At 68.5% G+C, this 12,376-nt stretch carries 10 protein-coding genes and 1 tRNA gene; 7 read left to right on the forward strand and 4 right to left on the reverse strand.

Features of this window, described 5'->3' with window-relative positions; all coding sequences use genetic code 11:
* Positions 1–7: 7 nt before the first annotated feature.
* A complete protein-coding gene (locus JOE57_RS10000) occupies positions 8–1,717 on the forward strand; it encodes an N-acyl-D-amino-acid deacylase family protein (RefSeq protein WP_204917600.1) in 1,710 nt (569 codons plus the stop codon).
* Positions 1,714–2,166: a hypothetical protein gene (locus tag JOE57_RS10005; RefSeq protein ID WP_204917601.1), complete on the forward strand. Its 453-nt coding sequence runs from the start codon at positions 1,714–1,716 to the stop codon at positions 2,164–2,166. The genes JOE57_RS10000 and JOE57_RS10005 overlap by 4 nt, the downstream gene beginning before the upstream one ends.
* On the opposite strand, the gene JOE57_RS10010 is transcribed toward JOE57_RS10005, so the two are convergent.
* Complete coding sequence (locus tag JOE57_RS10010) at positions 2,163–3,776, reverse strand: LCP family glycopolymer transferase (RefSeq protein WP_338041247.1); 1,614 nt, start codon at positions 3,774–3,776, stop codon at positions 2,163–2,165. The genes JOE57_RS10005 and JOE57_RS10010 overlap by 4 nt on opposite strands.
* A 198-nt stretch (positions 3,777–3,974) precedes the next feature.
* On the opposite strand from JOE57_RS10010, the gene JOE57_RS10015 reads away from it, so the two are divergent.
* A tRNA-Ser gene (locus tag JOE57_RS10015) sits at positions 3,975–4,068 on the forward strand.
* Between the two features lie 72 nt (positions 4,069–4,140).
* Here JOE57_RS10015 and JOE57_RS18955 read toward each other — a convergent pair.
* From JOE57_RS18955 to JOE57_RS10030, 3 genes are all read right to left on the reverse strand, one after another.
* Positions 4,141–4,428: a tyrosine-type recombinase/integrase gene (locus JOE57_RS18955; RefSeq protein ID WP_204917602.1), complete on the reverse strand. Its 288-nt coding sequence runs from the start codon at positions 4,426–4,428 to the stop codon at positions 4,141–4,143.
* A gap of 593 nt (positions 4,429–5,021) precedes the next feature.
* Positions 5,022–5,597, reverse strand: a complete 576-nt coding sequence (locus JOE57_RS10025; protein WP_204917604.1) for a hypothetical protein — start codon at positions 5,595–5,597, stop codon at positions 5,022–5,024.
* 1,168 nt (positions 5,598–6,765) lie between these two features.
* Complete coding sequence (locus JOE57_RS10030) at positions 6,766–8,319, reverse strand: FG-GAP repeat domain-containing protein (protein ID WP_204917606.1); 1,554 nt, start codon at positions 8,317–8,319, stop codon at positions 6,766–6,768.
* A gap of 220 nt (positions 8,320–8,539) precedes the next feature.
* Between JOE57_RS10030 and JOE57_RS10035 the strand changes: the two genes are divergently transcribed.
* The 4 genes from JOE57_RS10035 to JOE57_RS10050 all read left to right on the forward strand — a co-directional run bounded on the left by JOE57_RS10035 (position 8,540) and on the right by JOE57_RS10050 (position 12,281).
* On the forward strand, positions 8,540–9,325 hold the full coding sequence (locus tag JOE57_RS10035) for a glucose 1-dehydrogenase (protein WP_204917608.1): 786 nt from the start codon (positions 8,540–8,542) through the stop codon (positions 9,323–9,325).
* Positions 9,326–9,442: 117 nt separating this feature from the next.
* A complete protein-coding gene (locus JOE57_RS10040) occupies positions 9,443–10,372 on the forward strand; it encodes a D-isomer specific 2-hydroxyacid dehydrogenase family protein (RefSeq protein WP_204917610.1) in 930 nt (309 codons plus the stop codon).
* Between the two features lie 2 nt (positions 10,373–10,374).
* Positions 10,375–11,526 (forward strand): alpha/beta hydrolase family protein, encoded by a 1,152-nt coding sequence (locus tag JOE57_RS10045; RefSeq protein ID WP_204917612.1) that lies wholly within the window; start codon positions 10,375–10,377, stop codon positions 11,524–11,526.
* Positions 11,527–11,894: 368 nt separating this feature from the next.
* Complete coding sequence (locus JOE57_RS10050; protein WP_204917613.1) at positions 11,895–12,281, forward strand: RidA family protein; 387 nt, start codon at positions 11,895–11,897, stop codon at positions 12,279–12,281.
* Positions 12,282–12,376: the final 95 nt, after the last annotated feature.

A 12,376-nucleotide genomic window follows, 5' to 3' on the forward strand; every position in this document is an offset into this window, starting at 1 on the left:
CGTCCGCATGAGCCCAGGCCCTGATCCGTCCCACCTCGTCCCCGTCGACTGTGTCGTCATCCTGGCCGGCGGCACGGTCGTCGACGGCATCGCTGACCAGGGGCGTCGTGCCGACCTGGAGATCGTCCCCGGCCGTTCCGGCCAGCCAGGCCGGATCGGCCGGATCGGCGAGCTCGACCCGGCACCGGACGACGTCGTGATCGACTGCACCGACCGTCTGCTGCTGCCGGGTCTGATCGACGCGCACTCGCACGCCGACGCCCAGGTCTTCAGCTCCGACGTCGCCTTGGCGCTGTTGCGCCAGGGGGTGACCTCGGTGATCGCCGGCCAGGACGGGGTCTCGTTCGCCCCCGGGGACGGCCGCTACGCCCGGGACTACTTCGCTGCCATCAATGGAGCCCACCCCGGCTACACCGGCGGCGGCGTGGCGGAGCTGCTGGCCGGCTATGACGAGACCACACCGGTCAACGTGGCCTACCTGGTCCCGGCCGGAACGGTCCGTCACCTGGTGATGGCCGACCATCGCGGCCGGCCGGACGCCGCGCAGCTGGCGGCCATGCAGGACCACATCCGGCGAGGCCTGGCCGAGGGCGCGGTAGGGATGTCCACCGGGTTGGACTACGTGCCCGGCTGCTTCGCGGACACGGCCGAGCTGACCGCGCTCTGCGCACCGGTGGCCGCCGCCGGCGGGGTCTACGTCACCCACATGCGCGGCGGCTACGAGGACAACGCCGCCGCCGGTGTGGACGAGGTGGTCGAGATCTGTCGCGGCAGCCGCGTCCGCGCGCACATCTCGCACTTCCACGCCCGGCCGGAGTTGATCACCGGACTGGTCGAGCAGGCCCTGCGGGCCGGGGTCGACCTGACCTTCGATTCCTACCCGTACTCGCGTGGCTGCAGCATGCTCGGGATGCTGATGCTGCCCCCCGACCTGATGCAGGACGGGTTCGAGGCAGCGGTCGAACAGCTGTCAAAGCCCGAGGTCCAGGACAAGATCATCGCCGACTGGATCCCGATCATGGCGGCACGGGCCGACATGGGGCCCGGATGGGCTGACAACATCACCTTGGCGCACATCGCCGCCCCCGAGTTCGCCTGGGCCCATGGGCTCAGCCTCAGCCAGGCGGCACGCCGGCAGCACCTCAGCCCGGCGCAGCTGGGCGTACGGGTGATGGCCGCGTCGCGGCTGGAGGTGGGTGTGGTGATGGGAGTTCCGCAGGAACGGACCGACGACCAGATGGCCCTGCACCTGAACCACCGCGCCCACATGGGCGGTTCGGACGGGATCTTCCTCGGCCAGCGGCCGCATCCCCGCGGTTGGGGCAGTTTCGCCCGCTACCTGTCGGTGTTCACCGTCGATCGGGGCGACCTCACCTGGGCCCAGGTGGCCCAGCGCTTCGGCCGGGCTCCTGCCGACCGGTTCGGGCTGGCCGGTCGTGGGTCACTCGTCTCGGGTGCTGCGGCGGATGTGATCGTCGTTGACCCGGCACGGGTCCGGTCGAACGCCAGCTACGACCGCCCGCGGGCGCTGGCGGACGGCATCGACGACGTCTTCGTCAACGGCCGGCAGGTGCTGGGCGGCGGTGAGCTGACCGGGATCATGGCTGGGCTCGGTCTGCGCCACCACGCCGCGCAGCCGACCGGGGCAGGGCTCGGTCGCCGACCGGTCGAGCCGGAACCCGGCCCGGTGCCGCGACCTTCAGAGGAGCCCTCGTGACCGACACCTTCGTCCTGCGGCAACGGCCGCCGTTGCGGGCACTGCTGGTGTCCTCGGTGGTCGCTGTGCTGGCCGCCGTCCTGATCGTGATGCAGCTGGTGACCGGCTGGACGGCGCTGCTCGTGCCGGTCGGCATCGGGTTGCTGGTTCTCAGCGTGGGCTGGGCTGCGCTGGCCCTCTATTCGACCCGACGGCTGCGCTATCGGGTGGAGCTGGATGCCGACGGGTACCGGATCTCGAGCCCCGGGCACCAGAGCGCCGCGCAGTGGAAGGACATCGCCGAGGTGACCGCCCAGAGCACCCGGGTGACGCTGGTGCACCGCCTGCCGCACGTGTCCGGTGACTCCATCGTGTGCCTGGCGGGGATGCGTGATCCCGACTTCCTGGCGATCATCCGTGCCGTTCAGCGCCGGTTGGACGAGTCGCGCGGGTACCACCCGGGGGGCTAGCGGGTTTGTGGCGGTTGTGCGGTGGCCGCGATCTCGGGTCGCCAGGCGCAGGAGTCGGTCACGTCCTCGCTGGCCGGCGTCGTGGCCGACTTGCGCGGTTTCGCACTCCTGCCTGACGCCGACTGCGTCGGAGCGCTGGACGGCTTCGGCGTCGGGGCCTTCTTAGCCTCGCCGATGGCCGCCTTCACCCGCTGACGCATCAGCGCGAAGTCGGGTCTGTTGCTGAAGAACCCCTGACTGCCGTGCCGGAACACGATGCTGCGGACATTGCCGTCCTTCACCCGGAGGCTGAGCTCGACCATCATCGGCAGCATCTCCTGCGGGATGTCGGTGCGGATGATGTCCTTGCCGGCCTTGGCGATCGCCTCATAGCGGGCCAGCACGTTCGCCGGGTTCGCCTGCTGGATCATGGCGTTGATCACGCAGCGCTGCCGGTCCATCCGGGCGTAGTCGTCGGAACCCCAGCGGCTGCGGGCGTACCAGAGGGCGTGCTCGCCGTCGAGGAGCTGGTTCTTGCCTGGCTTGAGATATCCGCTCGGCAGTACGCCGTGGTCGATGCTGCCCCCGATCGGGATGTAGGTGTTGACGTTGAGGCGGATGCCCCCGAGCGCGTTGATCATCTGCTTGAAGCCCTTCAAGTTGATCAACATGTAGTAGTCCACCTTGAGGCCGAGCGCGGTGCCCACCGAGAGCTTGAGGGCGTCGGCGCCCAGGTTGTCGGTGCTGCCGAGGACGTCCGGCGGGACGTTCGCCGGCACGTTCTGGTAGATCGCGTTGAGGAAGAACTCGGCGTTCTCACCGTTGCCGTCGGTGAAGCCGTGGGGGTAGTAGCGGTGCAACGGTGAGTCGGCCGGGAACGGCATTCTCGCCGTGTTGCGTGGCAGGCTGAACAGGGTTGTATCGCCGGTCGAGGTGTCGATGCTGGCCAGGATGACGGTGTCGGTGCGGGTTCCGGTCCGGTCCGGGCCGGAGTCCCCGCCGAGCAGCAGCACGTTCACACGCGGCTTGCCCTTCCACGGGTCCTCCTTGCGGTTGCTGGGTGGCGCGAAGGTGGGGCGGGTGGCGCTCTTGGACTTCTTGCCGCTCTGGAAGACGGTCGACACCAGCCCGGCCTGGTCATAGCTGTACCGGGCCGCGACGGCCATCGGGGCCGCGACGGCGAAGGCGAGGAAGCCGACCAGGACGCTACCGGTGACCCGCTGGGCCGCGGTGGGCCGAGCCGGCCGCAGCGCCAGGTGGCTGCCGATCACGACGCCCACCCAGACGACTGCGGCCAGCACCAGTAGTACGGTCAGGGTGTGCAGGACGGTGGGCCTCACGGCGATGGACAGCAGGCTCTTCAGGTCGACCAGCGCCCACACCCCGAGGCTCAGCAGGGTGAGACCGAACAGCCCCAGGACCACGGTGCCGACCACCCGGCGCTTGGCGGCGATCAGGCCCAGCCCGGGAAGTACGGTTCCGGCGACGGTCAGCACCATGGCCCGGCGGAAGTCGTCACCTGACTGGAGGGCCCGTTTGCCGCGCGACGGCGGGACCCGGCGCGGACGCGGAGGCGGCAGTGCGGCTTGAGTCTCCTCTGGGAGATCCCAGCTCCACTCCTCCTCGGACACGTTCCTCCCGTTGCCGCAGGCGTCGGCTTGGCAGCCGTGCCCAGGCACCCTGGGCCGGCTCCACTGTACGTGGGAAAAGCAACCTGTACCATCCGAACTTCGGCCGCCGACAGCCACCTGGCGGCGCTCACTTTGCCGACCGGCGGGCAGAGTCGGTAGTCTTGCCCAGCGTTCGGCTCTGCCGAATGCTGTCCATCTGGAGGCGTCGCCTAGTCCGGTCTATGGCGCCCGCCTGCTAAGCGGGTTGAGGGTTCATCCCCTCTCGCGGGTTCAAATCCCGCCGCCTCCGCCATGAACAGGACAAACGCCGCCCGGGCCACCACGGCTCGGGCGGCGCTGTTTGCTTCTGGTCTCATTTTCGGTCTCATTTGTCGTCGGCGGGAGCCCACAACAGACTGTCTACGCGGCTGGCAACCTCACGTCGTATCGGATCCGTCACGTGCTGATACCTCGCGGCCATGGCTGTCGAGGACCAACCCATCACCTGCATCACTGTCCGCTCGGGGACACCAAGGACCAGAAGGATCGTCGCAGCAGTGTGCCTGGCATCGTGCAGCCGAGCGTCACGAACTCCCGCCCTCTTCGTCAATGCCTTCCACGCGCGGTAGTCGGTGTTCGGGTTGAGCGGCCCACCCGTCTTGCTCGTGAACACAAATCGCCCTCAGTCCAGAGCTGCCGAGCCCGCTCCCGATCCAGGTTCTGCTGCTCCCGATGCTGCCGCAACATCTCCACCAGGGCCTCCGGCACACCGGTCATCCGCCGGCCTGCTTGCGACTTGGTCGGGCCAATCTCATCATTCTCCCGAATGCGATTCGGACACCGCCCGGCTGTAAGACCGCACTGCCTGCCGCAACCGTGGCGATAGACGGGGCGGAGCCGACTTTTGCGATCCACAGGAAGCCCTTGTCCAGGTCGACGTCCGACCAACGCAGCGCGAGAACTTCACCCTGCCGCAAGCCCCAGGCCAAGGCCACGGCCCACCGCGCACCATTGGGTAGACCGCTCGCCACATCAAGGCGGCGCTCCGCGCCGCCGCTTCGCGTGTCCTCGCTACGCTGCGGGCCGCTACGCGTCGAGCATTCGAGGAGATCCGTTGAGGATAAAGTGTTCGGGCCGGAGGCCCGCCGGGTCTAGTGGGCCGTTCACCAGCGGCGTTTGCGGTGTCCCTTTTCGCAGCAACGGGTACCGGCTGAACGGTCCCGGTTGCAGACGGGCCCGAACTGGGTCGGCGCAGGATTTGCACGGCTACGTTGGTGTGATGGAGCCGGAGAAGACTGCTGTGCGAAGAGGGTCGATCGATACCGTCACCTTCATCACCGCCTGGTCGTAAAACTCGCTTGGGATGATGAAGCCGAAGCGGTACTCCCCTGCCTCGTTGGGGTCAAGGTAGAAAATCGGCTCCTCCTCGGGTAATACCAAGACCTGCGCCGCCTGGGTCCTGTTAGGCCCGTACTTGAGAACAGCGGCAAGGGCGAATCCTAACGTCGACTTGGTCCCGTTCGTTGTTTTGGTCGTGAGGATGATGTAGGGGTCGCCTTCCTTGGCGTCGGGATCCTCCGTCGTAGGAAAGAGCCCCAGCTTCGCGACCTTGATCTCACTGATCTGCACGGAGACGTCGTCGGAGGTGCGGTACGTTTCGTCGAACCCGACGGTCTTGACGGTGACCGAGGGGCTCGAACTTGGCGACGCTGCGGCCGAGGGACTTGCGCCGTTACTGGTGGCGTCATTCCCGGAGCATGCCGCCAGTTGCAGCAATCCAGCCGATAGCGCGAGAGCGGCTGCTGTACGTGGTCTCGTGGCGCGACCGGTCCGCGTGCTCATGAATGAGTCCTCCCTTCAGTGCTGCTCCGGTAGACATTCATGGAGGCCAGTGAGGTGACCACCTCTGACGTGGCGCTGTCCGGGAACTGCTGGAAGCCTCAGCAGACTGGTCGGGTGTGACAAGATCGCGTTCATCGGGCCTCGACAAGGGGACGGAGTCGAGGTCCTCCGACCAGCATTCCGGGACACCACCGAAGGGTCAAGACGCCGCGAGGTCGCCGATAGCGCCGAGCGCGCCGTTTCTGGAAAGTACCGGAGATCCAGTCACGTTCGTCCACCGGGTCACATAAACGGGTAGGCACTCAGGATTCTGGCGGCGGCTCGCGTCTCTTGCGAGCACCGGGTTCACAGCAACACAGCAACCGGTGACAGCAACGCAGCAGCCGTGCAGCCGGACTCAGCGAATCGCGCTGGATAATCCGTGGAGAAGCCACACGACAGTGGACGTGACTGGACGACCTGCCTGGATCTACGGATCAGAAGGTCCGAGTACAGCAGCGAAGTACAGCAACGCCCACACTGAACAACGCGTCCACGACCGTCCGCCAGCGATTCGCCATACGCACACGTGGCCCAGACGGTGCTCGCGCTGCCCCTCTGCAAGGAGAAGCTCCTGCTTGTCGAACGGCTTGACAACGGGCCGTAGACCGGGCCACGTCCGTGGATCCTGCCGGACTCTCCTGAGCGTGAAACGGTAGGTCCCACGCCCGTCGGGCTCGCCTGATAAGGCAGCGGTTACCTGGACCAGGCTGCAGCACCGGCGACGGTCCGCTGTGCGCACCAGGGTCTGGGGTGGTTCCCAGCGGTCCCCGACGCCGCGCGCAGCCTTCTCCGATCATTTGCAGCCAGAGAGTCTGGTGTCAGTTCTGGTCTCGTTCCACACCGTGCACCCCCGTTCACCGAATCGGAGGCTGCCCGTGCCGGCCGCGGGTGGGGGCGCTCCAGACACGGAGGAACGGTGAAGTGACGACCTGCTAAGCGGGTTGAGGGTTCATCCCCTCTCGCGGGTTCAAATCCCGCCGCCTCCGCCATGAACAGGACAGACACCGCCCGGGCCCCCACGGCCCGGGCGGTGTGCATTCCTGGTCGGTCTGCTCGTTGGCCTTGTGCCCGGCATCGTGAACACGGGTGTTGCGGACTCGCGGTCGGGGAGGCGTTCTGGCGACCCTTACCGACCTGCGCTGGCCAGCGTGGCCCCAAACCGGCTGCCGCCCGCCGGCACGCCTCCCTGCCCGGGCACCCACGCCCGCCGCTCGAAGCCGCCGCTAAACGGGATGACGTTCACCATGCCGCCCGGGTGGTCGACGTCGTCCGGCACTCCAACGAGCAGGGCCTTCTCTGTCGGGCCGGTCACGACCGCCAGGCTGGCACCGAACCGGTCTCCCGCGTCGACCGCGCCGGGCACACCGGAGGAGTCCTGCCGCAACGTCGTCTCGTCGTCCAGGTTGGTGATGGGGAAGACCTGCACCAGACCACTGTCTGCGGCGGCCGCATCCTCACCCGGAACGCCGACCACCAGCCGGGTGACCCGGTCACCGGTAGTGGGCGGGGCGAAAGCGAGCCGGTCACCGAACAGGTCGCCCGACTCGGCGACCCCGCTCACGCCGGCCGTGTTCTGGGTGAGGCCGGTGCGCGGGCTGAGAGTGTTCAGCGGGACTCCGGTCGCTGTGAACAGCTGGACGGAGCCGGCGTTCCTCGCCGAGCCGATGTCCTCGCCGGGCACTCCTACGGCCAGGTGGCTCGTGCTGGCGACCCGGATGTCGGCGAGGCTGCGACCGAACCGGTCACCGGCTTCCGCAACTCCCGGTACGCCCGGGCTGTTCTGGTCGTACGCCGCACCAGTCGGTTCGTCGTAGATGTCCTGGACGATGGTCACCGAACCCGCATCGGTGACCGAGCCGACGTCCTCGTTGGGGCTGCCGACAGCGACGTCGATGGTCCCTGTCGCACCGCGGAACTGCCCCACAGCAACGGCGGCGCCGAAGCGGTCGCCAGCCTCCGCTGCGCCGGCAACGCCCGGGGTGTCCTGGGTCACCGAGAACCGGTTGCTGCCGCCGTCCACCGCGGTCTCAACACCGACCCAGCCGGCATCGTCGTGGCCGTTGACATCACTGCCCGGTGAACCGATCGCCAGCACATACGCGTTCGGCGCACCAGTCGCCCCATCGGTCCAGTCCTCCTGTGTGTCCACTGCGTAGCCGAACTGGTCATTGGCGCGGATGGGCGCCCCGAAGTCCCTCTTGCTGACGCCTCTCGCCACCCCGCCGGTCCCGAGTCCGCTGGCCGCACCCCAGACGATCTGGACCCAGCCTGAGTCGACGGTGCTGCCGAGGTCCTCGTACGGGGTGCCGACGACGACATCGGTGAAGCCGTCGCAGTCGATGTCGGCCACGGAGAGCGCGAAGCCGAACCGGTCACCGGTCTCCGGCCCGCCGCCGATGGCGTCCGCACCCTGGGTCAGCACTTCCCGGGCGCCTTCGCCGACCCGGCCGTCCGCGTCGCCGTACAGCACCACCAGCCGCCCAGCCTGGGTGTGACCGGCGACCGTGGCGTACGGGTCTGCGACGACGCTGTCGGCGAACCCGTCGCCGTTGAAGTCAGCTCGGTACCCGGCGGGGCACTCGTCGGTCGGCAGGTCATCGGCCTGCGCAGGCGTGGCAGCCAGGCCACCGAGGACCAGGGCCACGGTGACGAATCCGGCGCGGACGGACGTGGTGATCATGAGGTTCCTCTCCGCTGGGACAGTGCCCAGCCGCGCCCGGGGCGCCTGTTTTCTGGATAGCACGCCGGTAGTCGCGGCGCAATGATCAGCAGATCTGCGACGGCTCGCTCACCCGAGCGGGAGGCGACCGGTTACCACGGCGACTGGCGGCAGCTCTTGGCTGATCCGTCAGGCCGGGGTTCTGCCTGCCCGCCGGCAGTGCTGCTCTATTGTCGGGGTCGTGACCGAGACCAGGGCTGGCAGCAGGGTCGTTCTGATCACCGGGGCCGGGTCCGGCATCGGCCGGGTGACCGCGCGGGAGTTCGCCGCACGGGGTGATCAGGTCATCGTGACCGACATCGACGAGGCGGGGGCCCGCGAGACGGCGGAAGGGCAGCCCCTCTGCACGGTACGGCTGCTGGATGTGCGGGACGGGAAGCAGATCCGCGACCTGGTGGCGTGGGTGGTGGAGCGGTACGGCCGGCTGGACGTGTTGATCAACAATGCGATGGTCTGCACCGACCAGGACTTCGGCCAGTTGGCCGATGCGACGCTGACCGCGGAGCTTGACGTCAACCTCGGTGGCGCGCTGCGGATGATCCAGGCGGTGCTGCCCACGATGCAGGCCCAGCACAGTGGCGTGATCCTCAACATGTCGTCGGTCAACGGCGTGCAGTACTTCGGCAACGAGGTCTACTCGGCGGCGAAGGCGGGCTTGATCAACCTGACGCAGTCGATCGCCGTACGGCACGGTCCCGATGGGATCCGCTGCAACGCGGTCGCTCCCGGCACCATCGCGACCCCGCACTGGGACGAGCGGGCCGCGGCGGACCCGCAGGTGTTCGAACGGCTGGCCAAGTGGTACCCGCTCGGCAGGGTCGGTCGACCCGAGGACGTCAGCGCAGCGCTGCTGTTCCTGGCCTCCGACGCCGCCGCGTGGATCACCGGGGTGACGCTCCCCGTCGACGGAGGTCTGCTGGCCGGCAATCGGGTGATGACGAACGAGATCATCGGCGGCTCGGACTGAGAACGCCACGGCCCGCCCGCCGGGGTCGCAGCTCGGCTCTTTAGGTAGTTTCGTCCCAGACACCAGCCTGACCAGGTAGTGATCTCACCACCACCCACGATCGACAGGGACCCACAGATGACCACAGCGATCGACCGTCCGCGGATCATGATCGGCCCGAACGCCGCCCACGTGCTGCCTGAGGCGGTCGAGCGAGCCGGGGGTGTGGTGGTCGCCCCCGGCGAGGTCGCCGACGGGCTGGTCTGGGCCGGGTTCGAAGGCGAGGCGGACATCCAGGCCGCTTTGTCGGCGCCGGACCTACGCTGGGTGCAGCTCCCAGGGGCGGGGGTCGACGGTTTCGTCGGCAAGGTCGACTTCCACGATGGCCGCGTCTGGACCTGCGCCAAGGGCTCCTTCGCCGAGCCGGTGGCCGAGCACGCCCTGGCGTTGACCTTGGCCGGGCTGCGCGACCTGCCGGAGCGGGTCCGGGCCCGCTCCTGGGGGGCGCAGAAGGCCACCATGCTCTACGACCTGAACGTCACCGTGGTCGGTGCGGGCGGGATCGCGCAGGAGTTCATGCGGTTGATCGCTCCGTTCCGTACCCGGGTCACGGTGGTCCGCAACACGGACCAGCCGCTGCCCGGCGCCGACCGTACCCTCACACTGGCCCAGCTCGACGAGGCGTTGCCCGACGCCGATGTGGTGATGCTCGCCGCCGCGCTGACCGAACAGACCCGCGGCATGTTCGCCGCCAGGCAGTTCGAGCTGATGAAGCCCACCGCCTGGCTCATCAACATCGCTCGCGGCCCGATCGTCGTCACCGACGACCTGGTGACGGCGCTGCGCACCGGGGCTATCGCCGGCGCCGGGATCGACGTCACCGACCCCGAACCGCTGCCCGACGGGCATCCGCTGTGGGAGCTCGACAACTGCCTCATCACCCCGCACACGGCCGACACGTTCGAGATGATCCAGCCGATGCTGGCCACCCGGGTGGAGGAGAACGTCCGGCTGCTGCGAGAGGGCGCGCCACTCGCCGGTGTCGTCGACCCGGACAAGAGCTACTGATCATGGCGCCGGACGAGCCGATGGCACCGGCGGCCCTCCGCTGTCTGGACGGGTCCACGATCAGCACTGCCGAGGAGTGGCTGGCGCGACGCCGGCCGGAACTGCTGGAGCTGTTCGCCGAGTACGTCTATGGGCACACCCCCGACCTGTCGCTCGAGGCCGTTGCAAGGACCCATAGGGAGGACATCGTCCTCGGCGGTCGCGCGGTACGCCGTGAGGTCGATGTCGTGATCACCGGCCCGGCCGGAGAGCGGACCGTGCAACTGCTGCTCTATCTGCCCACCGGCGCCAAGTGCGCGGTCCCGGTGTTCGTCGGCCTCAACTTCTCCGGCAACCACACGGTCGACCCGGATCCCCGGATCCGGCCGGCGCGCGCTGAGCAGTACCCACCCGGCGGCCAGCCGACCGTCGACCCTGCGACCGCCGGCGGGCGTGGCTCGTTGGCCCACCGTTGGCCGATCGACATGATCATCGACAGCGGGTTCGGGGCGGCGACCGCGTTCTGCGGCGACGTCGAGCCGGACCATCCGGAGGGGGCGGCGCACGGCGTCCGGGGGCTGCTGGCCGACTTCTCGCAGCACCGCTCGGGCAGTGACTGGGGGACTCTGGGGGTGTGGGCCTGGGCTCTGTCCAGACTGCTGGAGGTGCTGAGCGACCAGCCCGGCGTGGATCCCGATCGGATCCTCGCGGTCGGGCACTCCCGGTTGGGCAAGGCTGCCCTCTGGGCTGCGGCCCAGGACGAGCGGTTCGCGCTGGTGGTCAGCAACGAGTCCGGCTGCGGCGGCGCCTCACCGTCTCGCCGACCGTTCGGGGAGTCCGTCCACGACATCACCAGCCGATTCCCGCACTGGTTCTGCCCGCGGTTCGCCGAGTTCGCCGGCCGTGAGGACGACCTGCCGGTGGATCAGCATCTGCTGCTGGCTGCGATCGCGCCAAGGCTGGTCTACGTGGCGAGCGCCAGGGAGGACCTCTGGTCGGACCCGGAGGGCGAGCGGCTCTCCGCTCTGGCCGCTGCCCCGGTCTTCGACCTGTTCGGCGCCGATCGTCCTGCTGGCGAGCCTGCCATCGGCTACCACCTGCGCGAGGGCGAACACGACATCCTTCCGGAGGACTGGCAGCACTACCTCCGCTTCGCAGCCGACCGGCTGGGCTAGCGTCCGGCGTGCTGTCGCGTGCCCTGAGCCTGGCGAAGGGCAACATTCCCCCCGGTTCGCTCTTCGACAAGCTCAGAGCGCGGTTGCACGGGAGCCTGTCTACGTGCCCTGAGCTTGTCGAAGGGCAACATCCCCGCGGTTTGCTCTTCGACAAGCTCAGAGCGTGGTTGCACGGGAGCTGTCGACGTGCCCTGAGCCTGTCGAAGGGCAACATTCCCCGGTTTGCTTTTCGACAAGCTCAGAGCGCGGATGCACGGGAGACGGCCCACGTGCCCTGAGCCTGTCGAAGGGCGTGACGGGAGGGGCACTAGGGTCGGATGCTGACGCCAGGGCCGATCGGGCCCGCCCCAACACCCGGAGGTACTCCCATGCGCACCGTGCTCCAGTCCGACCAGGCGCCCAAGCCCGGCGGCAGCTATTCCCAGGCGATCGCCGCTGGTCCGTTCCTCTTCACTGCCGGGATGGGGCCGCAGGATCCGGAGACCGGCAAGGTCGTCGGCGAGACCATCGAGGAGCAGACGGCGCAGGTGCTGGCCAACCTCCAGGCGATCTTGGCGGCTGACGGTCTGACCTTCGCCGACGTCGTCAAGGTCACTACGCACCTGCAGGACGTCGAGCGGGACTTCGCCGGTTACGACGCCGTCTATCGCACGGTGCTCACCGAGCCCTACCCGGTCCGGACCACGGTCGGCTCGACGCTGCTGGGCATCCTGGTCGAGATCGACGTGGTGGCCTATCGCTCCGGCGAAAGCTGAGCACGGTCCGCCGCAGGGGTTCGTCAGATGAATCGCCGGATCGAACCCACGTACGCGAAGATAGATCAGATGAAAACTCGCTATTTGACGATTCC

The sequence above is a fragment of the Microlunatus panaciterrae genome (assembly GCF_016907535.1).
Classification (GTDB): domain Bacteria; phylum Actinomycetota; class Actinomycetes; order Propionibacteriales; family Propionibacteriaceae; genus Microlunatus; species Microlunatus panaciterrae.